Annotated in this window: 21 protein-coding genes; 11 read left to right on the top strand and 10 right to left on the bottom strand. The window is 66.6% G+C overall.

Annotation, left to right across the window (positions count from 1 at the left end; translation table 11 throughout):
• Positions 1 to 9: 9 nt before the first annotated feature.
• Together GM672_RS00370 and GM672_RS00365 are read right to left on the bottom strand one after the other, a co-directional pair.
• On the bottom strand, positions 10 to 1599 hold the full coding sequence (locus GM672_RS00370) for a hypothetical protein (RefSeq protein WP_155468537.1): 1590 nt from the start codon (positions 1597 to 1599) through the stop codon (positions 10 to 12).
• Positions 1600 to 1684: 85 nt separating this feature from the next.
• Positions 1685 to 2572, bottom strand: a complete 888-nt coding sequence (locus GM672_RS00365) for an ArgP/LysG family DNA-binding transcriptional regulator (RefSeq protein ID WP_155468536.1) — start codon at positions 2570 to 2572, stop codon at positions 1685 to 1687.
• Positions 2573 to 2672: 100 nt separating this feature from the next.
• On the opposite strand from GM672_RS00365, the gene GM672_RS00360 reads away from it, so the two are divergent.
• Complete coding sequence (locus GM672_RS00360) at positions 2673 to 4118, top strand: dihydrolipoyl dehydrogenase (protein ID WP_155468535.1); 1446 nt, start codon at positions 2673 to 2675, stop codon at positions 4116 to 4118.
• Positions 4119 to 4219: 101 nt separating this feature from the next.
• Positions 4220 to 5323, top strand: coding sequence for an HD-GYP domain-containing protein (locus GM672_RS00355; protein ID WP_155468534.1), 1104 nt, complete (start codon positions 4220 to 4222; stop codon positions 5321 to 5323).
• Positions 5324 to 5344: 21 nt separating this feature from the next.
• On the opposite strand, the gene GM672_RS00350 is transcribed toward GM672_RS00355, so the two are convergent.
• Positions 5345 to 6391, bottom strand: a complete 1047-nt coding sequence (locus tag GM672_RS00350; RefSeq protein ID WP_155468533.1) for a hypothetical protein — start codon at positions 6389 to 6391, stop codon at positions 5345 to 5347.
• 41 nt (positions 6392 to 6432) lie between these two features.
• Positions 6433 to 6915 (bottom strand): SRPBCC family protein, encoded by a 483-nt coding sequence (locus tag GM672_RS00345; protein ID WP_155468532.1) that lies wholly within the window; start codon positions 6913 to 6915, stop codon positions 6433 to 6435.
• Between the two features lie 122 nt (positions 6916 to 7037).
• On the opposite strand from GM672_RS00345, the gene GM672_RS00340 reads away from it, so the two are divergent.
• The 3 genes from GM672_RS00340 (at position 7038) to GM672_RS00330 (ending at position 9913) form a co-directional block, all read left to right on the top strand.
• Positions 7038 to 9110: a UvrD-helicase domain-containing protein gene (locus GM672_RS00340; RefSeq protein WP_155468531.1), complete on the top strand. Its 2073-nt coding sequence runs from the start codon at positions 7038 to 7040 to the stop codon at positions 9108 to 9110.
• On the top strand, positions 9107 to 9352 hold the full coding sequence (locus GM672_RS00335) for a SlyX family protein (protein WP_229427694.1): 246 nt from the start codon (positions 9107 to 9109) through the stop codon (positions 9350 to 9352). The genes GM672_RS00340 and GM672_RS00335 overlap by 4 nt, the downstream gene beginning before the upstream one ends.
• Positions 9353 to 9451: 99 nt before the next feature.
• On the top strand, positions 9452 to 9913 hold the full coding sequence (locus GM672_RS00330) for a host attachment protein (protein ID WP_170299876.1): 462 nt from the start codon (positions 9452 to 9454) through the stop codon (positions 9911 to 9913).
• 254 nt (positions 9914 to 10167) lie between these two features.
• Here the strand turns inward: GM672_RS00330 and GM672_RS00325 are convergent, their stop codons facing one another.
• A complete protein-coding gene (locus tag GM672_RS00325; protein WP_155468529.1) occupies positions 10168 to 11460 on the bottom strand; it encodes an FAD-dependent oxidoreductase in 1293 nt (430 codons plus the stop codon).
• Positions 11461 to 11610: 150 nt separating this feature from the next.
• Between GM672_RS00325 and GM672_RS00320 the strand changes: the two genes are divergently transcribed.
• The 4 genes from GM672_RS00320 to GM672_RS00305 all read left to right on the top strand — a co-directional run bounded on the left by GM672_RS00320 (position 11611) and on the right by GM672_RS00305 (position 17745).
• A complete protein-coding gene (locus GM672_RS00320) occupies positions 11611 to 12492 on the top strand; it encodes an Hsp70 family protein (RefSeq protein ID WP_155468528.1) in 882 nt (293 codons plus the stop codon).
• Positions 12493 to 12653: 161 nt separating this feature from the next.
• Complete coding sequence (locus GM672_RS00315; RefSeq protein WP_229417485.1) at positions 12654 to 14795, top strand: M3 family metallopeptidase; 2142 nt, start codon at positions 12654 to 12656, stop codon at positions 14793 to 14795.
• A gap of 8 nt (positions 14796 to 14803) precedes the next feature.
• Positions 14804 to 16930 (top strand): M3 family metallopeptidase, encoded by a 2127-nt coding sequence (locus tag GM672_RS00310; protein ID WP_155468527.1) that lies wholly within the window; start codon positions 14804 to 14806, stop codon positions 16928 to 16930.
• A 158-nt stretch (positions 16931 to 17088) separates the two neighbouring features.
• Entirely contained in the window at positions 17089 to 17745 is a 657-nt protein-coding gene (locus GM672_RS00305) for a CCXG family PEP-CTERM protein (protein WP_155468526.1), read from the top strand.
• 9 nt (positions 17746 to 17754) lie between these two features.
• Here the strand turns inward: GM672_RS00305 and GM672_RS00300 are convergent, their stop codons facing one another.
• The 3 genes from GM672_RS00300 to GM672_RS00290 all read right to left on the bottom strand — a co-directional run bounded on the left by GM672_RS00300 (position 17755) and on the right by GM672_RS00290 (position 21326).
• Complete coding sequence (locus tag GM672_RS00300; RefSeq protein ID WP_155468525.1) at positions 17755 to 18609, bottom strand: hypothetical protein; 855 nt, start codon at positions 18607 to 18609, stop codon at positions 17755 to 17757.
• A 128-nt stretch (positions 18610 to 18737) separates the two neighbouring features.
• Positions 18738 to 20423: an alkaline phosphatase D family protein gene (locus tag GM672_RS00295; RefSeq protein ID WP_155468524.1), complete on the bottom strand. Its 1686-nt coding sequence runs from the start codon at positions 20421 to 20423 to the stop codon at positions 18738 to 18740.
• A 66-nt stretch (positions 20424 to 20489) separates the two neighbouring features.
• Positions 20490 to 21326 (bottom strand): class I SAM-dependent methyltransferase, encoded by an 837-nt coding sequence (locus tag GM672_RS00290; protein ID WP_229417484.1) that lies wholly within the window; start codon positions 21324 to 21326, stop codon positions 20490 to 20492.
• Positions 21327 to 21389: 63 nt separating this feature from the next.
• On the opposite strand from GM672_RS00290, the gene GM672_RS00285 reads away from it, so the two are divergent.
• The gene (locus tag GM672_RS00285) at positions 21390 to 21794 is read left to right on the top strand and encodes a helix-turn-helix domain-containing protein (RefSeq protein WP_155468522.1); all 405 of its coding nucleotides are present in this window, start codon (positions 21390 to 21392) and stop codon (positions 21792 to 21794) included.
• Here GM672_RS00285 and GM672_RS29505 read toward each other — a convergent pair.
• Entirely contained in the window at positions 21791 to 21925 is a 135-nt protein-coding gene (locus GM672_RS29505; RefSeq protein ID WP_260098586.1) for a hypothetical protein, read from the bottom strand. The two genes, GM672_RS00285 and GM672_RS29505, sit on opposite strands and share 4 nt — an antisense overlap.
• 264 nt (positions 21926 to 22189) lie before the next feature.
• Here GM672_RS29505 and GM672_RS00280 point away from each other — a divergent pair, with 264 nt between their 5' ends.
• A complete protein-coding gene (locus GM672_RS00280) occupies positions 22190 to 22474 on the top strand; it encodes a DUF4404 family protein (protein ID WP_155468521.1) in 285 nt (94 codons plus the stop codon).
• Positions 22475 to 22520: 46 nt separating this feature from the next.
• Here the strand turns inward: GM672_RS00280 and GM672_RS00275 are convergent, their stop codons facing one another.
• A complete protein-coding gene (locus GM672_RS00275; RefSeq protein WP_155468520.1) occupies positions 22521 to 23033 on the bottom strand; it encodes a DUF1269 domain-containing protein in 513 nt (170 codons plus the stop codon).
• Between the last annotated feature and the right edge of the window lie 160 nt (positions 23034 to 23193).

Here is a 23193-nt window from a genome sequence, read left to right as displayed (position 1 = left end):
CGGGACAGCTTATCGACGCCAGTGGATCACGCCGCGCTGGGCCGCCACGTGGCCCTCGCAATGCTGCTCGAAGCGCAGGTCGACGGCGGTCATCTTGCCCAACGTGTAGCTGACGTGGTCGACGACGAACCAGCCCTCCAGGGTATTGCAGCCCCGGCCGTTGCCGGACCAGTTCATGCCGCCGCGGCGGGCGTTGTGGAAGGGGTAGCGCTGCAGGTTGCCGTAGTAGCCTGGCTGCAGTTGCGACAGCGAATTCATGCCGACGAAATCGCCCGTCCAGCCGCCCGTCCGGATGGCCAGCGCCGCCGTCAGGTTGTCGGTGACGTCGATGGTAGTGTCGGCCGCCGTCAGCAGCTGGGTGCGACCGCCGCCGATATAGTCGCCGTTGTCGCTGACCAGGTACACGTAGTTGCCGGCCGGGGCCACGAAGCTGGCGCCGGGTGTCCACAGGCCTGTCGGGACCGGGCTGACGGGGCCGGGCGCGTTGACGTTGTCGCCGGCACGCCAGCGCACCTGGCCCCGCAGCGGCGCGCCGGACCCCTCGCAATGCTGTTCGAAGCGCAGGTCGATCGCCGTCAGCGTGGCCCCGCTGTACGCCACCTTGTCGATGGCGACCCAGCCGTCCAGGCCGTTGCAGCCGCGGCCCTCGCCCGACCAGCTGAAGCCGCCGAATACGGGGTTGTTGAACGGATAGCGCTGCAGCTTGTCGTAATACCCCACCGCCAGTTGTGTCATGCCAAGCCTGGCCTTGAAGTTGCCATCCCACGATTCGTCGCCCGCGACACGGATGCCGAGATAGGCGTCGCTGGCCGTCACGGTCAGGGCGGCGTTGACGGGCGTGTACAGGTAAGTACGGCCGGCGCCGATGTAGTCGCCCTGGCTGCCTTGCAGGTACACATAGCTGCCGCTGGCCGGGACCGTGCCGGCGGCCGGTTGCCACAGGTCGGAGGGAATGGGGGCGGGCACCGGCGTATTCACCGTGGCGCCGGCCCGGGTCCAGTGCACCTGGCCACGCAGCGCGCTGCTGCCGCCTTCGCAATGCTGCTCGAAGCGCAGGTCGAGCGCCGTCACGGCGCCGTCGCTCAGCTCGATCTTGTCGATGATCACCCAGCCCTTCAGGGTATTGCAGCCCCGGCCTTCGCCGGTCCAGTTGACACCACCGACGGCGCTGTCGGCGAACGGCGTGCGGGTCAGGTCGGCGAAATAACCCGCCTGCAGCTTGCCGGCAGCGCTCGGCAGCAGGAAGTCGCCCGTCCACGCTTCATCGCCTTCAACCCGCGTCTGCAGGGTCAAGCCGTTGGCCGACGGGGTGATGATGGCGTTGGCATTGCTGTAGCTGTAGCTGCGGCCGCCGCCGATATAGTCGCCGTTGTCGCTTTGCAGGTACACGTAATTGCCGCTGGCAGGCGTCGCGCCGGCCGGGGCCGACCACATACCGGCCGGGATCGGGTATTTGAGTGGGGGCGGGGGCGCAACTACCACCGGTGGCGTCACCGGCACGGTCGGCGCCGGCGCGTCGCTGCCGCCGCCGCCGCAGGCACTGAGGAGCAGTGGGAACAGCAATGCCGCCACCAAATGGAGGGTCTGAAGTGATTTCATGTCGTTTTATTTTTGATAAAACGACATTTTATTTATAGTTCTTCCAATTGTCGATGGGAACTATTTCAGTGAATCAATCCTGCGCCTAGTCCTGCACCAGGTATTTCCCCGCCACCGCCACCACCTGCTCCGTCAGCGCCCGCGTGAACGGCGTATCGAGCTCCCACGCGCGCCACAGCAGCGGTACATCCACATACGCGGCCGGCATCAGGTCGACCAGCATGCCTTGCGCCAGCGCCTGGGCCGCCTGCAGGTAGGGCAGCAGGCCGTAGGCGTGGCCGCCCAGCAGGCAGTCGTTCAGCGCCGTCGACAGGGGCAGCGTGTGATGCGGGAAGGGGCCCGTCGTGGCCGTGTGCTCCAGCAGGAAGCGGGCCGTCAGTTCGCGGTCATGGACGACGGCGGGCGCCAGTTGCACCGCTTCGGCCGTGAAGCCGTCGCCGAACCAGTGCGCGGCAAAGGCCGGCGTGGCGACGCAGACGTAGCGCATGGCGCCCAGCGCGGTCGCGTTCGGGCCCTTGATCTCGCTGCCGTCATCGGCCAGCACGGCGCCGAACACGCTGCCTTCGCGCAGCCGGTGCACGGCCTGGGATTGGTCCGCCTGCTGGATATCGAGCTGGCAGCGGGGCGGCGACAGCAACGGGGGCAGGCACAGGGGAAACCACGTGGCCAGGCTGGCATCGTCCACCGCGACGGACAATTCCGGCATGCTGACCGTCTTGCCCAGGTCGATGTCCAGGGTCGCTTCCATCAGCTTGACGTTGCGGTAGTGGCTGATCAGTCGCTGGCCCAGCCCGGTCGGCACGGCCGGCGCGCTGCGCACGATCAACAAGCGCCCGGCGGCATCCTCCAGGCTTTTAATGCGCTGCGACACGGCAGGCTGGCTGATGCCGAGCGCGGCCGCGGCCTTGTCGAAGCTGCCATGGGTGGCGACGGCGTCCAGTACCGCGAGGGCACGATAATCGAGTTGGTCCATAAGGGGAGCTTATATTTAATGAAAATTATAAGCAAGCCTAATATTGCGTTCGTGACGCGGCCGAAGGTGTAGACTCGCCATCAAAATGTCTGGAGGCAAAATGAATGTGATTCGTTGTGACGTGGCCGTCATCGGTGCCGGCAGTGCCGGCCTGTCGGCTTACCGGGCCGCACGCGCGGCTGGCGCCCATGCCGTGCTGATCGAGGGCGGGCCGTACGGCACCACGTGTGCCCGCGTGGGCTGCATGCCCAGCAAGCTCTTGATCTCGGCGGCGGAAGCGGCCCATGCGCTGCAGGTGGCGCCCGGGTTTGGCGTGCATCCCGGCACCGTGCGCATCGACGGCGCCGCCGTGATGGACCGGGTGCGGCGCGAGCGCGACCGCTTCGTCGGCTTTGTCGTGGAAAACGTCGACGAGCTGCCGGCGGCGGACAAGATTCGCGGCTATGCCCGCTTCACGGGGCCGGATACCCTGCAGGTGGACGATCACACCACCGTACACGCGCAGCGCATCGTCATCGCCACCGGCTCCAAGCCCGTCGTGCCGGAAGACTGGGCGGCGGCCGGTCCCCGCGTCATCCACAGCGATGCCGTGTTCGACTGGACCGATCTGCCGGGCTCCGTGGCCGTCATCGGCACCGGCGTCATCGGCCTGGAACTGGGCCAGGCCCTGCACCGGTTGGGCGTGCGCGTGGCGCTGTACGCGCGCGGCACCAGCCTGGCCCAGCTGGCCGACCCGGACGTGCTGGCCAACGCCGGCGACGTGCTGAAGGAGGAGCTGGACCTGCGTTTCCGCACCCAGGTGGTGTCCGTCAAGGCGGACGGCCAGATGCTGGCGCTGACGACTCGCGACAGCGCCGGCGACGAACGCACCGAGCGCTACGATTACGTGCTGGCGGCCATCGGCCGCACGCCGAACATCCATGCCCTGCGGCTGGACCTGGCGGGCATCGAGCTGGACCGGCGCGGCATTCCCCTGTACGACAAGCACACGATGCAGTGCGGCACCAGCCCCATCTTCATCGCCGGCGACGTCAACGACGAATTGCCCCTGCTGCCGGAAGCGGCCGACCAGGGCAAGATCGCCGGCCACAATGCCGGGACGTGGCCGCAGGTCACGCCGGGCCTGCGCCGCACGCCGCTGACGATCGCGTTCACGGAACCGCAGATCGCCACCCTGGGTGCCGGCTACGACAGCCTGTGCCAGAGCCACGGCGGGCGTTTCGCCGTCGGCATGGTGTCGTTCGCCAACCAAGGCCGCAGCCGGGTCATGCTGCAGAACCGGGGCATGCTGCGCGTCTACGGCGAATACGGCAGCGGCCGCTTTCTGGGGGCCGAAATGATCGGTCCCCGCGCCGAGCACATCGGGCACCTGCTGGCCTGGGCCGCACAGGCCCAGCTGACGGTGACGACGATGCTGGACATGCCGTTCTACCACCCGGTCGTGGAAGAGGGCGTCCGCACGGCGTTGCGCGACCTGGCCGAACAGCTGCGCAATCCGCCGCCGGAGGCGCCGCAGCCCTGTCCGGACTGCACGCCGGGCGTGTAGGCTGGACTAAAAAACAACCTGCAAGTTTCTTTTTTGCTATAGACTTTTACGGATAGCAAGAAGGCGCGCGTGCGCCTGCCTATCCACAGCGAGAGAGAAGCATGAGCATCCGGCAACTTACTTACGGCGACGTCCGCATCGGCGAGCTGCTTCCCTGGGACGTCTGCGGCGAGAACGGCGCCCTGCTGGTGCGCCGGGGCTATGTGCCGACGTCGAGCAGCCAGCTCGATTCGCTGGTGGCACGCGGCTTCATCGACGACCCGGACCATGCGGCGGAATTGGCGGCCCGCGTCGAACCGCCCTCCGTGGTACGGCTGCTGAACACGGCAGCGGCGCAACTGGCGCCGCTGTTGCAGGGGCTGACCGGCGGTATGGGCGCGGACGGGCTGGCCGGCGTGGCCGCACTGGTCAGCCAGGCCGTCGACGTCAATCCGGAAGTGGCCGTGGCCGCCATCCTGCACAACCAGGGTGCCCCGTACGCGGTCCGCCACCCTATCGACACGGCCGTGGTGGCGCTGATCGTGGCCCGCGCCGTGAAGCGTCCGGCCGACGAACAGGAATCGATGCTGCGGGCCGCGTTGACGATGAATGTGGGCATGCCCGCGCTGCCCGAGCAGCAGGGTGCGTTGAGCGACGCCGAGCGGGCGCTGGTGCGTACCCATCCGCAGCGGGGCGTCGCGCTGCTGCGCCAGGCCGGCGTGCACGATGCCGTCTGGCTGGCCAGCGTGCAGTCGCACCATGAAAACGAAGACGGCTCCGGCTACCCCGACGGTCTGGCCGCCGATGCCATCGCGGCGCCCGCCAAGCTGGTCGCGCTGGCCGACCGCTACTGCGCCCGCATCTCCCGGCGCGCGTGGTGCAAGCCGGTGCTGCCGAACGCGGCCCTGCGCGACATCCTGCTGGAAGCCCGCCACGCGCTGGACGCCCAGCTGGGCGCCGTGCTGATCCGCGAGCTGGGCATCTACCCGGTCGGCACCTATGTGCGCCTGCTGAACGGCGAAATCGCCGTCGTCGCGCGCAAGGGCGTCAATTCGACGACGCCCCACGTCCAGTCCATCATCGGCCCCCGCGGCGCCAGGCTGGACGTTTTCCTGCAGCGCGACACCCGCGGCGACCTGTCCGCCATCCGCGAGGTGCTCGATGCCGGGCAGGTCGATGCGGTGTTCAGGATGGAGCAGGTGTGGGGGCGGGAGGCGGCGGGGTGACAGCACGGTTGCTGCCCGGTATCACTCGCGCACCAGCACATCGAAGCGGGCAAACCGGTCGAACAATTCCAGTGCTTTCAGTTGTTCGTGGCCGTTTTGCCTTGCCCAAGGCCGGTCCAGCGTCAGGCTGAGCCAGCCGTTGCCGGGGTGCGGTGTCGCGTCGCTGCCGATCAGCGGCTTGCAAACGAATAATGTCGGCAGCCAGAAGCGGAGCCAGAAGGACCGGGCCGACCGGACCACGATGCTGCGATCACGGAGAACGAGATCGACCGCGCGAAGCTGGGGTGTGTCGCGCAGGTCTTCCAGCGTGACGGGCCGCCCCCGCTGCGGTTCCCAGCCGCTCGGGCCCGGCGAGCCAGCCGGTAGCGGCGCAACGAACCTGACGTCGTCCCAAGCCAGCGACAGGGACGCGGACACGAAACGCGGTGTCAGCCGTATTCCCCCGCTGTCGATGCGCATCCAGCCGCCGTCGATCCGCAGCGTGGCCTGCGTAGTGCCGCTGCGGGCCGGCAGCCATTGGGCCGTGGGGGTGTGCGTCGCAGTTCCCTGGTGAGACGCCTGCGCGATGTCTTCCACGCGGTGGCGCAGAAGCGGACGCACGTGGCGAGTCTTGCGCAGCATCGCGCGCGCGGTCCGGATGGCATGGGCAGCCACTGGCCGGAAACTCCGAACTGTCGGCTGTTCTTCAGGCATCGCCGCGGGTTTGGCGCCCGGCCTGTGCTGGAACAGTTCGACCAGCTGCACATCGGCGTCCTCTTCGATGTTGGCAAGCACGAAGTCGTCTCGATGTGCATAGCTGCGATACACCAGGCCAAAACGCAGCGCGGGAGCATGAACGGCAACCTGCGGGAAGTCGCCTGCCTCCAGCGCCAGCCCATCGGCGACCGCGTCCCATGCCTGCCGCGCGCTCGGGGCGACCGTCAATTCACCCAGCCAGTGCGGTGCCGGAAACGGTATTTCAAGAATGATTTCCCCAGCCCACCCGCGCCAGTCGGCCAGGGGCGCATCGGGCAGTTGCAGGATTTCGTGCCAGACCAGGCGCGCCGCAAACAGTTCCGCCGGGGACATGGCTGCGCGCTTTGTCGCGCCCGGGTCAGCGAAGCACGTGCTCAATTGAGCATCGCATCCAGCCGCCCCTCCTCGGCCAGGCTGCGCAGCACGCGGATCGTGTCGATATCGGACTCCTGGTAAGCGGAGCGGCGGAACTCGTCGTAGAGCTTGTTGGCTTCGTCTTCCAGCGCGTCGTGGGCGTCCTCGTATTCGAAGCGCACCCACAGGCGGTCGGTGCCGTGCGATTCGATCGTCATCGTCAGACTCGACCTGGCGATCTCGCCCTGGGGCGCCACTTCGTAGCGGATGCGGTCCGGGTATTCCAGCACAACCGTGTCCTCGATGACGAGCTGGCCGTAGCGCTGGGTGCGCTTGAAACCCGTGCTGGTGCGGTCGGCGATGGTGCACTCGTCCAGGTGCGGCACGAACAGCTTCGGCGATTCGGCGCGCAACACGAGGCCGCGCCACAGCTGTTCGTGGGTCAGGGTGTCGATCAGCGGGTTCAGCGGATCGTTGATTTCAATCAGATGCTCGAATTTCATATGCACATTGCCTGGGCGGCAAAAGATGGTGAGATGACCTCACTATATTCCTCCCGTGCCGTAAATATCAATGGCCGAGGCGGTACAATGGCCGGCTGAGTTTCCTCTTCCCGCCTGCCACCATGTCCAATGCACCACAATTCGGCCTGAACGGGCCGCAAAGCGAAGCCGTGCTGTATCTCGACGGCCCGGCCCTCGTGCTGGCCGGTGCCGGCTCGGGCAAGACGCGCGTCATCACGCAGAAGATCACCCACCTGATCGAGGACCGGGGCTACGACCCGCGCACCATCGCCGCGCTGACCTTCACCAACAAGGCCGCGCTGGAGATGCAGGAACGCGTCGCCAAGCTGCTCAAGCAGCCGCGCCAGGCCAAGATGCTGACGGTGTCCACCTTCCACTCGCTGGGCGTGAAGATCCTGCGCCAGGAGGCCAACCACCTGGGCCTGAAGGACCGCTTTTCCATCATGGACAGCGACGACTGCTATTCCCTCGTGCAGGACCTGGCGATCACGACGGACAAGCAGCTGATCCGCCGCATCCAGAACGACATCTCGCTGTGGAAGAACGGCCTCGTCACGCCGGAAGAGGCGCTGCGCACGGCCAAGGATGAAGACCAGGGCCAGTCCGCCCGCATCTACGCCAGTTACGTGACGACCCTGTCGGCCTACCAGGCGGTCGACTTCGACGATCTGATCCGCCTGCCGGTCGAGCTGTTCCGCAACAACGACACGGTGCGCGACAAGTGGCAGCGCCGCCTGCGCTACCTGCTGGTCGACGAATACCAGGACACCAATACCTGCCAGTACGAGCTGGTCAAGCTGATGGTCACGGGCCTGGGCAAGAAGCCCATGTTCACGGCCGTGGGCGACGACGACCAGGCCATCTACGCATGGCGCGGCGCCACCATCGAAAACCTGTCGAACCTGCAGGTGGATTTCCCCGACCTGAAGCTGATCAAGCTGGAGCAGAACTACCGCTCCACCACGCGCATCCTGCAGGCGGCCAATGCCGTCATTTCGAACAACCCGAAGCTGTTCGAAAAGGCGCTGTGGTCCGAGCACGGCCTGGGCGAACCGATCAAGGTGCACGCGATGGCCAACGACGAGCAGGAGGCCGAGCAGGTGGCCATCATGATCTCGGCCGACCATTTCGAGCGCAAGAACAAGTGGTCCGATTACGCCATCCTGTACCGGGGCAACCACCAGGCCCGCGTCATTGAGCAGGCCCTGCGCAACCAGCGCATTCCGTACACGATTTCCGGCGGCCAGAGCTTCTTCGACAAGGCCGAGATCAAGGACATCATCGCCTACCTGCGCCTGCTGGCGAACCAGGACGACGACCCGGCCTTCATCCGCGCCGTGACGACGCCGCGCCGGGGCATCGGCCAGTCGACCCTGGAAGTGCTGGGGGCATTTTCCGGCCAGTGGCAGTGCTCGCTGTTCGAGGCCGTATTCAAGGGCGGCATCGAGGCCAAGCTGACGGACCGCCAGCTGATGCCGCTGCGCGACTTCTGCAATTTCATCAACGACCTGGAAGCACGGGCCAGCCGTCCCGGGGCGGCCGGCAGCGGCGACAATGCGGCCCAGGTGCTGGACGACATGATGGAAGCCATCCACTACGAGCACTACCTGTACGACACCTTGGAAGAGCGCGCGGCCGAGGGCAAGTGGCGCAATGTGCTGGACTTCGTGTCGTGGCTGAAGGACCGGGGCCGCGGCGGCAAGGACCGCGACGGCGAGGAAAAGAACGTGCTGGAACTGACGCAGATGGTGGCGCTGATGTCCATGCTCGAAGGCAAGGACGAAGACCCGGACGCCATCCGCATGTCCACCCTGCACGCGTCGAAAGGGCTGGAATATCCACACGTGTTCCTCGTCGGCGTGGAGGAGGGTATCCTGCCCCACAAGGGCGACCCCGATGCGCCTGTCGAAACGCTGGCACAGCGCATCGAGGAAGAGCGCCGCCTGATGTACGTGGGCATCACGCGCGCCCAGCGTACCCTGCAGCTGACGTGGTGCAAGAAGCGCAAGCGCGCCGGCGAGCACGTGCACTGCGACGTGTCGCGCTTCATTGCCGAGATGCAGCTGGACGTGGGCGACGCCGTGCCGAAGGAAACGGAAGTGATCAGTCCGCGCGAACGCCTGGCGCGGATGAAGGAATTGCTGGCGACCCCCAAAGTCAAGGAAGTAACGTGAGCAGAGAATACAGTGAAGAGCGCATCGACGACGTCAGCGACGAGCGCAGCGAAGAGCGTTTCATCGATATCGAAATCAAGCTGGCCCACCAGGAGGACCTGGTCGAGTCGCTCAATGAGCGCATTTACGAGCAGCAAAAGCAGATCGACAAGCTGGAACACATGCTGGCCAACCTGGCCGAACGCATCCGCACCACCGATTCGACGCAGGCACCGATCAACGAGCGGCCGCCGCATTACTGATCGCCACCGATCGACGAAATTTCCTCATCGAAACGAGTGACCCCCGGCATGGCGCTTCAGGCATGCTGTGGTCTGGCAATGTCACCGCAGGAGGAGAATATGCAATCGACGTGGATCGTTACGGCCAACAACGGCCGGGCCCGGATTTTCGCCCAAAAAGACCCGAACAGCGCACTGCTGGAAGTGGAAGAGCTCGCCAATCCGAGCCAGCGCGGCCGGGTCTCCGATATCGACACGGACCAGCTGGGCCAGCTGGCCGCTTCGAAGAGCATCAAGAGTGTCGGCGCGGCCACCCAGCCGAGCGGCTACCAGCCGAACCAGACGCCCATCGAACACCAGGCTGAACTGTTCGCCCGCCACGTGGCCGACTACCTGCTGCAGGCGCACACGGCGAACCGCTACGACAAGCTGATCCTGGCGGCCGGCCCCGAATTCCTGGGCCTGCTGCGCAAGCTGCTGGACAAGCAGGTCAGCGGCGCCATCACGCAGGAGCTGAACAAGGACTACACCCAGGTCGCCCCGCACGACCTGCTGGCGCAGCTGAAGCAGCACCAGACCTGAGCCAGCTGCCCCAGGACGTGCCGCACGCCAAAAACCGGTGACATTCACCGGTTTTTTTGCATTCGGTGTCAGACACCTGGATCAAACACCTGAATCCGTACATGCCGTGTCAGACCCCTGAATCGCGGCGCATTCGGTGTCTGGCACCTTAATCGAAAGCTGGCGGCATAATTGCCTCGGCACCGAATGCGCCGGGCCTGAAACGGGCCGATGGATCAGGTGTGTTGGATCAGGTGTCTGGCACCGAATTGGCTTCAACGTTTGGCCGCCAGGCCCTGCCCCAGCCGTTCGCCCAGGCACAGCAAGGTGAACGTGGGCGGCAGGCCCCACGGCTCGGGGATCACGGAGGCGTCGCATGCGTACAGCCCGGGCGTGGCGGTGGCCAGGTCGGCGTCGACACCGGCGCCGATGCGCACCGTGCCGCCCGGGTGGGCAGCGAAATGCCAGCTCTGGAACACGTGGCGGGCACCGGCCTGCGCCAGGATGCGCCGCGCCGTGTCCACGCCCTGGCGCAGCCTGGCGCGGTCGCCCGCCGTCAGCGGCTTGCCGACCCAGCGCGGGCCGACGGCGCCGCCGATATCGTCACGGATCTTGACCATGATCGACAAGGTGCGCGCATGGGCGCCGAGGCGGTCGATGCGGCCCACCTGCAGCGCGAAGGCCTGGTACATCGGTCGCGGCAAGGTCAGGTCGGCGAAGGCGATGCCTTCGTCGCTCCACGTCATGCCGGCCGCCATCGGCACTTCGGCCCCGCCGTCGATATCGTCCACGCTGCCCATCACGGCGATCACGGGGTCGCTGAAATACGGCACGCGCTCCGGCGCCAGTCCGGAGCGGTGCAGCAGGCGCGGGCTGCCGATGCCGCCGGCGGCCAGCACCACCAGCGGCGCCGTGGCCGTGTGCATGGCGCCGTCGATCTTCACTTTCACGCCCACGGCTCGGCCGTTCTCGACAACGACTCTTCGCACGTCGGCCTGCGCCACCAGGTGGGCGCCATGGCGGCCTGCTTCGTCGACCAGGTCGCGCGCCGTCCACTTGGCGCCATACGGGCAGCCGTACACGCAGCGCCAGCAGCCGCTGCGGCAGGCCTGCGGGCGGATCATCTTGGCCAGCTTCTGCCACGGTAGTCCCAGCTCGCGCGCCGCGTCGGCGATGCGCGCGGCCATCGGGCCGACCAGCTCGTCCGGCAGCGGCGCCATCGGCAGTTCCGCGCGCAGCAGCGCATCGTAAGGCGCCAGGTCGATGCCGTGGCGGGCGAACAGTGCCGCCGGCGGCGGCGCCGCCGTGGCGAAGTTGATGGTGGAGCTGCCGCCGGCCGTGATGCCGCGCACCAGCAGCGAGGCATCGCGTTGCAGGAAGGCGCCGCGCCCCGGCACGGCGGCCATCGAGGCCATCTGCGCCAAGGTGCCCGTCACGGGGGCAGCGCTGCCTTGCTCGAGGATCAGTACCCGCGCGCCGCGCCGGGCCAGTGCGCGGGCCGTGCTGGCGCCGCCGGGGCCGCTGCCGACAACGATGGCGTCATAGGTCTTGCGAAGAAGGGTGACCATGCGGGAGCCGATAACGATAAGGGGGCGATGGTAGCACGTAGCACACCGATGCGATGGCGATGACTGCAGATTCCCGCTCTGCATGCAAATTAGAATATTGGAAAGTGCTCTTGCCTTTGATATATCATTACCCCTCACCTTGGAGCGAGAATGATTATCGGAATCGACCTGGGCACCACCAACAGCCGCATTGCCACCAGCGCCGGCGGCGCCGCGCGGCTGTTGCCGCTGGCCGTGGATCACGCCACCCTGGTGCGCCATGGCGACGCATCGCGGCTGCGGGCGTTGAAGCTGCAAGCGCAGGAAGTCCTGGGCCGCCCCGTCACCGGCGCGGTGCTGGCGGTGCCGCTGCATTTCACGCCCGGCCAGCGTGCCGCGTTGCGCGTGGCCGGCGAGCAGGCGCAACTGGGCACGATCCAACTGCTGGACCAGCCCCTCGCTGCCGCGCTGGCATGCGGCGTGCACGAACGGGCCGCCGGCACCTGCCTCGTGTTCGACCTGGGCGGCGGGCGCTTCGACGTGACGGTGCTGGACGTGGCCGCAGGGCGCATGCAGGTGCGCGCCTCGGCCGGCGCCGGCGACCTCGGCGGCGCCGCCTTCGACGACTGCCTGGTGCAGCACTTCTTTCACGCCACGCGGCTGCCGCAACGCTACCGCACCGATGCCGCCGTCATGGCGCAGCTGGCCGCGCAAGCCGAAGGGGCCCGCTGGGCATTGTCCGATGGTGCGCAGGCCACGATGAGGGTGCAGGTCAAGGGCACCTGCTACACGGTGACGCTCGACCAGGCCCAGTTCCAGGAAGCCTGTGCGCCGTTGCTGGCGCGCCTGCGCGAGCCGGTGGAGCGGGCCTTGCGCGATGCGCGGCTGCTCAGCGACCAGCTGGACACCATCGTGCTGGCCGGCGGCGCGACGCGCATGCCGATGGTGCGGCGCATGGTGGCGCGCATGTTCGGGCGCCTGCCCGTCTGCACGCACGATCCGGAGCACGTGGTGGCGCTGGGCGCGGCCGTGCACGCCGGCGCCCCGGCCTGAGGCCGGCGCGCCGGTGACGTGGATCATGCCTTGCTGCTATCATCTCGCGTCACGCCGTCCGTAGTGGCGGCATGACTTTTGTGGACCCGGCCGGGCACGCAACCCTATCCGGGTGGCGCGGCCGTCTGCCGGGTACCTTTGGCGATTAACCGAAAGACGCTATGCCCCAACCACGAATGCTTGTCCTTGCCGCCAGCCTGGCGCTGGCACTGTCTCCGGCAGCCCATGCCGCTACCGCTACCGCTGCCGCTCCCGCCGCGCCACACGCCGTCACTGCCGCCAATCCGCTGCTGACGGCGAGCACCTTGCCGCTGCAGTATCCGCGCTTCGACCAGATCCGCGACGAGCACTTCCTGCCGGCCTACCAGGCCGGCATGGCCGAGCACCTGAAGGAAGTCGCCGCCATCGCCGACAACGTCCAGGCGCCCACCTTCGACAACACCGTCGTCGCGCTCGAACGCAGCGGCCGCACGCTGCAGCGCGTATCGGCCACGTTCTCGAACCTGCAGGCGGCCAATACCAACGACACCCTGGACAAGATCGAGCGCGAGATGTCGCCCAAGCTGGCCGCGCACAGCGACACGATCATGATGAACCCGAAGCTGTTCAAGCGCATCGACACCCTGCATGCCCAGCGCGACAAGCTGGGCCTGGACGGCGAATCGAAGTATCTGCTGGAGCGCTACTACAAGGACTTCGTGCGGGCCGGTGCCAAATTGTCCGCGCGCGACAAGCAGAAACTGAAGGCCTTGAACGGCGAAATCGCCACGTCGGAAACGGCCTTCAACCAGAACGTGCTGAAGGAACTGAACGCGTCGGCACTGGTGCTGGATAGCCGCGCCGAGCTGGCCGGCCTGTCCGACACGGCCATCGACACGGCGGCCAATGCGGCCAGGGAGCGGGGCCTGGACGGCAAGTTCGTCATCGCGCTGACCAATACCACCGGCCAGCCGCCGCTGGCCGAGCTGCAGGATGCCGGTGTGCGGGCGCGCCTGCTGAAGGCGTCGATGGAGCGGGGCAGCCGTGGCGGCGAATTCGACAACCGCGAACTGGTGCGCAAGATTGCCCGCCTGCGCGCGCAGCAGGCCACGATGCTGGGCTACCCGAACTACGCGGCCTATTCGCTGGAAGACCAGACCGCCCGCACCACCGCCAACGTCAACAAGCTGCTGGGCGAGCTGGCCCCGCCGGCCGTGGCCAATGCGCGCCGCGAAGGCGCCGACCTGGAGAAGATCGCCGGCGGCAAGGTGGCCGCGGCCGACTGGGACTTCTATACCGACAAGGTGCGCGCCGAGCGTTTCGCCTTCGACGAGAAGCAGTTGAAGCCCTACTTCGAACTCGATAACGTCCTGGTCAACGGCGTCTTCTTCGCCGCCACCAAGCTGTATGGCATCACGTTCAAGGAGCGCCGCGACCTGCCCGTGTACAACCCGGACGTGCGTGTGTTCGACGTCTTCGACGCGGACGGCAAGCAGCTGTCGATCTTCCTGGCCGACATGTACGCCCGCAAGAGCAAGCAGGGCGGCGCGTGGATGAACGAATACGTGTCGCAGTCCTCGCTGCTGGGCACCCAGAGCGTCATCGCCAACCACCTGAACATTCCGAAGCCGCCTGCCGGCGAGCCGACTTTGCTGACCTTCGATGAAGTCAAGACGGCCTTCCACGAATTCGGCCACGCGCTGCACGGCATGTTCTCGAACGTGAAGTACCCGCGCTTCTCCGGCACCAGCGTGCCGCAGGACTTCGTCGAGTATCCGTCGCAGGTCAACGAGATGTGGGCCGTGTGGCCCGAAGTGCTGGCCAACTACGCCAGGCACTACCAGACCGGTGCGGCAATGCCGAAGGCGCTGCTGGACAAGGTGGCCGCCGCGCGCAAGTTCAACCAGGGCTTCACCACCACCGAATACCTGGCGGCCTCGCTGCTGGACCAGAAATGGCACCAGCTCACGCCCGCCCAGGTGCCCGGCGACGTGCTGGCCTTCGAGGCCCAGGCCCTGAAGGACGCCGGCGTCGACTACGCGCTGGTGCCGCCACGCTACCGCACCACCTACTTCTCGCACAGCTTCTCCGGCGGCTATTCGGCGGCTTACTACGCCTACCTGTGGTCGGAAAAGCTCGATGCCGAAAGCGTGGTCTGGTTCAACGAAAACGGCGGCCTGCTGCGCAAGAACGGCGACTGGTTCCGCAAGACCCTGCTCTCGCGCGGCGGCACCGCCGATGCGATGGAACTGTTCCGTAACTTCCGCGGCCGCGATGCCGCCATCGAACCGCTGCTGGAACGCCGCGGCCTGAACGCCCAATAAGGATATTCATGAAACGCCCACAACTGCTCATCCTCGCCGCCAGCCTGGCCTTTGCCGGTGTCGCCAACGTCGCGCTGGCCGCTGCCGCGCTGCCGGCCTCGAATCCGTTCGCCAAGGCCAGCACCTTGCCGTTCCAGTACCCCGTGTTCGACAAGATCACCGACGCCGCCTACGGCCCCGCGTTCGACGCCGGCATGCGCGAGCAGGCCGCCGAGATCGACGCCATCGCCAACAGCAAGAAGGCGCCCACTTTTGACAACACCATCGTGGCGATGGAGCGTTCCGGCCGCCTGCTGAACCGCGTGTCGACCGTGTTCTTCAACCTGACCGGCGCCAATACCAACGATGCCATGCAAAAGCTCGACCGCGAGCTGGCACCGAAGCTGTCGGCCCACGGCGATGCGATCCGCATGAATGCCAAGCTGTACGAGCGCATCAAGGCCCTGTACGACAAGCGCGATAACCTGGGCCTGAACGCCGAGGACAAGTACCTGCTGGAGCGGTATCACACCGACTTCGTGCGCGCCGGCGCCAAGCTGTCCGTCGCCGACAAGGCCAAGCTGAAGACCTACAACGCCAAGCTGGCCGAATTGCAGACCGCCTTTGCCCAGAACGTGCTGAAGGAAGCCAACGCCTCGGCGCTGGTGGTCGACACGCGCGAGGAACTGGCCGGCATGAGCGAGACGGCCATTGCCAAGGCGGCCGAGGAAGCCAAGGCCAGGGGCCTGGACGGCAAGTTCGCCATCGCCGTCGTCAACACCACCACCCAGGCGCCGCTCGCCGTGCTGACCAACCGCGCCACCCGCGAGCGCCTGCTGCAGGCCTCGATGGCACGCGGCAGCCGTGGCGGTGAATTCGACAACCGCGAGCTGGTGCTGCAACTGGCCAAGCTGCGCGCCGAACGCGCCGCGCTGCTGGGCTACACCAGCCACGCCGCCTACATGCTGGAAGACCAGACGGCGCACGACACGGGTGCCGTCAACAAGCTGCTGGGCGAATTCGCCAAGCCGGCCGTCAACAACGCCCGCCGCGAGGCGGCCGATATCCAGAAGGTGATCGACGCGGATAAGGGCGGCTTCCAGCTGGCCGCGCATGACTGGACCTACTACGCCGACAAGGTTCGCAAGGACCGTTACGCCTTCGACCAGGGCGAGCTGCGCCCCTACTTCGAGTTGAACAGCGTGCTGGAAAACGGCGTCTTCTTCGCCGCCAACAAGGTCTACGGCCTGACGTTCAAGGAACGCAAGGACCTGCCGGTATATAACCCGGACGTGCGCGTGTGGGACGTGTTCGACGCGGACGGCAAGCAGCTGGCCATCTTCCTGGGCGACTTCTACGCGCGCAGCAACAAGCGCGGCGGCGCGTGGATGAATGCCTACGTCGGCCAGAACAAGCTGCTGGGCACCCACCCGGTGGTGGCGAACCACTTGAACATTCCGAAACCGGCTGCCGGCGAGCCGACCCTTTTGACGTACGATGAAGTGCGCACGACCTTCCACGAATTCGGCCACGCGCTGCACGGCATGTTCTCGGACGTGAAGTACCCGCGCTTCTCCGGCACCCGCGTGCCGCGTGATTTCGTGGAGTTCCCGTCGCAGGTCAACGAGATGTGGCTGGCCTGGCCGGAAGTGCTGAACAACTACGCCAAGCATTACCAGACCGGCGCGCCGATGCCGAAGGAACTGCTGGACAAGGTGATCGCATCGGCCAAGTTCAACGAAGGCTACCGCACCACCGAGTACCTGGCCGCGTCGATCCTGGACCAGAAATGGCACCAGCTGGGCGCCAGCCAGATTCCCACCGACGTACTGGGCTTCGAGGCGGCCGCGCTGAAGGAAGCCGGCGTCGACTTCGCGCCGGTGCCGCCGCGCTACCGCACCACCTACTTCTCGCACGTGTTCTCCGGCGGTTACTCCGCCGGCTATTACGGCTACCTGTGGGCGGAAAAGCTCGATGCCGACACGGTCGAATGGTTCAAGGAAAATGGCGGCCTGACGCGCAAGAACGGCGACTGGTTCCGCCAGAAGCTGCTCTCGCGCGGCGGCACAGTGGACGCCATGCAGATGTTCCGCGAATTCCGTGGCCGCGATGCCAAGGTCGAACCGCTGCTGGAACGGCGCGGCCTGAATCAGTAAGCTTCGCCGATGAAAGAAACCGCGCCACGTGCGCGGTTTTTTTTTGCAAGCGTGGCAGCGGCGCCGCAGGCAGGCGGCCCAGTCCTTGCGCTATGGCGGCGGCCTGCTATGTTGGATAAAGGTCTACAACCAGGGTCCACAACCAGGAGGGCTTCACGATGACGTCAACTTACATCCGGCATACGCTGCCCGCGCTGTTCGTTTTGCTGTGCGCCGGCACGGCGCACGCCAGCCGCGTCACCATGCAGACGAATCATTCGACGGCCGGCCAGCAGGACAATGCCGCCGCTTATGTCGCGGCGGTCGATGCGGCGCTGGCGGCGCCGTTGGTGGCCGGCTACGGCACCGCCGACCTGCCCGTGTACTACGCCGATAACCAGTCCCTGTTCGGCAGCTCCACCAACCTGGCCTACCGGTTCACCGTCGAATTCGAAGTGACCGCGGCGGCGGCCGGCCCGTGGTCGTTCCGGGCCGGCGTCGATTTCGGCCGGGGCGGCGTGGTAATGCTGGACGATGTGGTGCTGGACTACAGCCAGCAGGACCTGTGGTGGGGTGAGTACTGGGATGGCGGCGGTGTATTGCAGGGTACCGCCGACCTGCAGCCCGGCACGCACGTACTGCGCGTGGCGGGTCTGGAAGACTGCTGCGATGGCCCGCAGAGTGCCCAGTTCCGCATCGGCGATGGTGCCTGGACGACGTTTGGCGTAAACGACGGCCTGATGCCCGCCGTGCCGGAACCCACGACGGCGGCGATGCTGCTGGCGGGCGGCGCCCTGTTCGGCGTGCGGCACCTGCGCCGCCGCGCACGGCGGTAACGCCTGCCTTCAGCCCTGGGCCGGCGCGGGCACCGCTTCGGCCCAGGTCTCGGGCATGCAGCGGGACCAGGGCGTGTCGGGCGCATAGAACATGGCCGGCTTCACGCGTGCCAGTTGCAGGAACGAAGGCTGCTGCAGCGCCTGGATCTTGCCGTCGCTGACCATGAATTCGACCGAGTACTTGGGATAGGCCATGACGATGCCCCGTTCCAGGAAGGTCAGGTCCTGCGGGCGCAGCACGTCGGCCAGGCGCTGCTCCGTGTCGCCCGGTACCAGCTTGCCCAGTTCTTGCAGCATGTCCTCGTCGAACTCGCGCTGGCGGTGCTCGCTGCGCGCCTTCGACAGCACCTTGACCACCTTCAGCGGGTTTGTGCCCATCTCCACCAGTGCCTTGACCTGGCCGAAGGCCGGGTTGTCCAGCACCGCCTTGATGCTTTTCAGGGTCGACTTGCCGGTAAATTGCAGCGCCACGTCCTGAGCCGGCTGGGCCGCCGTGAGCAGCGATGCGGCCCACCGGTTGGCGTCCTGGGCCCAGTAGTGATGCCGCGCCGTGGCGTAGCCGCGGCAGGAATAGAAGGTCTCGGCCTGGGCCCGCGTCAGCGTGCCGTGCAGCTTGCCGCCCTTGAACACGACGCCGCCCACCGGCCCGTCAGCCAGGCCGACATAGCTGACCGTCTCCGCGCCGGCGGTGAGCACTTCGAAGCGTTCCGTCGCCGCTTCCTCGGGAATACCGCGAATGACGGTGCGGGCGTCGCTGTCCAGCGTGATCTTCAGGCTTCCCGGTGCGCTTTCCTCGGCTCCGGCCACGCCGTTGGTGGCGCAGAGGAGCAGCAGCAGCAGCGTGGTAGCGGCAGTATGTTGCATAATTGACATCTCCCTAAAAAGCAGGATTGTATAACTCATCCTTATGGGAGAGGCCGATTTTGCACAAAGGTCGGCGACACCAAGGCGCCTGCCCGCGGTGCCGCTGCGGGACAGGCACGTGCCGTGGCTTACGCCATCAGCAGCTTGCGGTTGCCCGCGCCGGGCAGGGTGCGCAGGACCTTGCCGACGGCAGCCGAGTAGGTCTTCGATTTCACCGTGTTGACGTAGCGGTATTCGGCGCGCGTCTCGGTCGGCGTCACGGTCAGCACGACGAAGCCGCGCGTGGCCGTTTCGGCGTATTGCAGGGGGCCGATCAGCTGCTCCATGCCGCCGGCGACGAGCAGCGGGTCTTCTTTCGGGAAGTATTCCTCGAAGCCGGGCGAGGAGACCGACGGCACGCCGATTTCCACGCCGACGGCGTTGCCGGCCGCGTCCTGCAGGTCGCTGGCCCATGCATTGTGCGTGTCGCCGGCCAGCACCACCAGGTTCTTGTTCAGCGTTTTCGCCATCGTCAGTACCGTCTCGCGCGCGACCGGGTAGCCGTCCCATGCATCGAGGTTGTATGGCACCGTGGGGCCGGCCAGCTGGGCCCGCTCTGCGTCGGTCAGCTGGCCCGGGTTGTTGCGCGCCTTGATGGCCAGCGCCAGGTAGGCCGGGTAGCCGCCTGTCAGCACCATCGGTGCCGGCAGCTGCATGCGCGCCATCAGCACCTGCTGGCCGAGCAGCTGCCACGTCGCCGTCGATTTGCTCAACTGACCCTGCAGCCACGTCACCTGCTCGGCGCCCATCAGCTGGCGCGTCGGGCTGGAGACGTCGGCGGCGAAGGCCGCGGTGTTGAAGCCGCCAGCGGTCGCGTAGCTGGCGTAGGCCAGCTGCTTGTCCCGCCCGATCACGCGCGTGTCCAGCATGTGCAGCGACAGCAGGTTGCCGAAGTCGAAGGAGCGGTAGATGCGGTCCGGCTTGGCGGCGTCGGGCACGCGGATTGGCATCCATTCGTGGTAGGCCTGGATCGCCATCTGGCGGCGCGCCAGGAACAGTCCTTCCGTGGCCGGGTCGTGGTTCTGCGCGCCCTCGCGCCACGTGTCGTTGGTCAGTTCATGGTCGTCCCACACGGCGATGAAGGGCAGGCGCGCATGCACGGCCTGCAGGTCCGGGTCGGTGCGGTACTGCTGGTAGCGGCGGCGGTAGTCGCTCAGCGTGATGATCTCGTTGGCCGGCTGCGACACGCGGCCGAGGGCAGCGGCGTCGCTCGACGCGTAGCCGTTGGCGGCGTATTCGTAGATGTAGTCGCCCAGGTGCAGGGCCGCGTCGATATCGTCGAACTTGGCGCAGTCCGCATAGACGTTGAAGTAGCCGGTCGGGTAGTTCGAGCAGCTGAACACGGCCAGGCGGGCCTGCGCGACGCTGCCGGTGGGCAGCGTTTTCGTGCGGCCCGTCGGCGACGACACCTCGTGGGCGCGGAAGCGGTAGTAGTAGTTGCGGTTCGGCGCCAGGCCGGTGGCATCGACCTTGACGGTGTAGTCTTTTGCCGCGCCCGTGACGACGGTGCCGGAGGCGACGGTGCGGGTGAAGGCGCTGTCTTCGGCGATCGACCAGCCCACTTCCACGTCGTCGCTGCTGCTGCTCGTGACACGGGTCCACAGGATCACGCGGTCCGACAGCGGATCGCCGCTGGCGACGCCGTGCGCGAAGCTGACCTGGACGGTCGTGTTGGGACCGTCGCCACCGCAGGCCGTGAGGGGCATGGCGGAGACGGCGACGGTACCGAGGGAAAAGTTACGCAGGAACTTGCGACGCGAATTCGTTTGGGTCATTACAGGGCCGTTGGCAGGAGTGAAAGACGCCGCATCTTAAAAGGCGTCTGTGACCCTCTGATGACATCACCGCACCGTGTGCGCGGCCCTTGCCGTGATCTGCCAGCAAGCGGCCGTGAAGCGCACCTGGTCGCCGTCGATGAAGGGCTCGAACGCCGGCCGCATTGCCGCCAGCACGGCTTGGCGGGTGGCGGCGTCCAGCGTGGGCAGCACGCGACCGACGATGCCCATGCGCGTGATGTAGCGCTCCAGTGCCGCCGCCGGGAAGGCGCAGGGCACGTCGGCCGGGACGACGGCGACGTCGCTCCAGCCGCTCGCGTCGAGGATGGCGCGCACGCGGGCAGCGTCGGCAAAGGCGAACTGGCCCGGCTGGCCGGGTACCGAAGCCGGCAAGGCGATGAGCGGCGCGGCGGCCCGCTCGGCGGCCGTCATGAACGGATTGTCGGCCGCGGCCCGCCAGGCGAAAACGTGCAGCGGTGCGCCGTGGCGCGCGGCCTGGTGCAATCTGGCGAAGGCCGCCACGGGGTCGTCGAAGAACATCACGCCGAAACGGGAGATCAGGGCGTCGAAGGCGGCCGGCGCGAAGGCGTGGCGCTGCGCGTCGGCCTGCACGAAGTCGATTGCCAGGCTTTCTTCCTGCGCGCGGCGCGCCGCCACGGCCAGCATCGGCGCCGAAATGTCGATGCCGGTGCAGTGGCCACCCAGGCCTACCCGCCGCGCCGCCGCCAGCGTGGTGCTACCCGTGCCGCAGCCGATGTCGAGCACCCGCTGGCGTGGCGCCAGGCCGGCCGCCAGCAGGGCCTCGAACGGGTGGAATATGCGATCGAGCAGGTCCTGCAGCTCGGCCCAGGCATTGCCGGCCGTGCCGCCCCACAGGGCCGGTTGCGAAGTATCGGTGGTCATCGTGCTTTCCTCCATGCGTGTCGAAGTGCTATCTTGGCACTTCAAGTGGACTTGAGGTCAAGCATGGCGATACTCGATATCGGCGAGGTGGCGCGGCAGGCGGGCGTGGCGCCGTCCACCTTGCGGTTTTATGAAGCGAAGGGGTTGATTGCATCCAGCGGGCGGCGCGGGCTGCGGCGCCTGTTCGACGGCGCCGTGCTGGAACGGCTGGCGCTGATCGCGCTGGGGCGGGCGGCCGGTTTTACGCTGGACGAGATCGGCGCGATGTTCGCCGGGGATGGCAAGCTGGCGCTGGACCGCGCCATGCTGGTGGGACGGGCCGATGAGCTGGACCGGACCATCCGGCGGCTGTCGGCCTTGCGCGACGGCTTGCGGCATGCCGCCGGCTGTCCGGCACCCAGTCACCTGGAGTGTCCGACGTTTCGCCGCATCCTCGCGGCGGCGAATCGCCGGGGAAAGAAAGCTTAGTACGAAGGCAGCTGGCCGTTCACGTAAGGGCGGCCCAGCAGTTCCATGGCATTGCGGAACTCGGCGCCGACAGCCTTCAGCCAGGCGCGCAGTGGCGAGGGGGAGACGGGAGCGTAGGTCGTGGTGTTCATGGCGTTTTCCTTTGTGGGAAGCAGTAGTCGATGGAGTCAGAATACGGCCGTGCCAGATATAAATCCAATTTCGTGTTCGGATGGACGCGATTCACCATAATGATATCTGGGCGATATTGTTGAGATTCCGTGTGGAAAGATATATCCCCTGCTTATAGGGCCCCCCGTCCCCACGCATGACTGGGCTGCCCTGCCCGGCAGGTGTGGCCGGAACGGGGAATTTCGGTGTATAAGTTGTGTATTGAACTACGCCAGGAGAAGGCCATGGAGAATCAACTGAAGGACTCGCTGCGCAACCTGCATGGCGCGCTGTCGAATGCCGGCCCGGTCGACGAGGAGCTGCAGGACCTGCTGCGCCAGCTGGACGGGGACATCCACCAGCTGCTGGAGCAGCGTGCGGCGGACGGCAGCGTCGACGAATCCGGCAGCACGACTTACGGCCTGGCCGAGCGCACGCAGGAAATCTCGGCCCAGTTCGCGGCCAAGCACCCGGCCCTGGAGCCGACGTTGCGGGAATTGACGCGGATTCTGGGAAATATGGGGATCTGAACGGGTAGTGCCGGCGGCGCGACCGCCCCGCCGGCAAGGCCTGTTGTCAGGGGAACGCCAGCATCGGCGGTTCCACGCCGGCGAAATTGAAGTTCGGATGGCGCCGGGCGATCATGTCTTCGATCTCGACGATGCGGCGCACGGGCACGTCCACCATCATCAGCACCTGGCCCTGCTCGATGCGGTCCGTGTACTGCTCCAGCTTCTTGTTCGGAATCGCGCAGCCGTTCATGCCGGATGCCCAGGCGCCGAACAGGGCGCCGCCCAGTGCCATCAGGAGGATCATCCCCGTCGGCACGTCCAGCCCGTAAGGCTGGGACAGGGCCAGCACGAAGCCGACCAGGAAGCCGATGGTGGCCCCCATCACGATGCCCACCTGGGCGCCGTGCACCAGGTCCGTTTTCATTGCAAAACTGCAGCCGGGCATATCGTCCGGCAAGCTGCCCTCGCGGGCCATGAAGTGAATATGCCGTTCCTCGATGCGCGCCAGCAGCAGCTCGTCGAGCATGGTTCGCGCGGAAGGAATGTCCGGCAGCAGGTAGTACAGACGACGTCGCATATGACCTCCCCTGGCGTCAGAAATTGGCTTGCATGTTTCGTTATAGTCCGTTCCGGCTGTAATGCAATCTGGACAGGACCTTATTTCTTGCAAGTTGCCAGTTGCAATACAAGTTATTGAAAAATAAAAGGTTTTCGGGAGAAATTGCGAGCCGGGGTGC

This window comes from Pseudoduganella buxea (assembly GCF_009720835.1).
Taxonomy (GTDB): Bacteria; Pseudomonadota; Gammaproteobacteria; order Burkholderiales; family Burkholderiaceae_D; genus Rugamonas; species Rugamonas buxea.
Note: the sequence above shows the minus strand (reverse complement) of the source record. Positions and strands in the feature narration are given on the sequence as shown.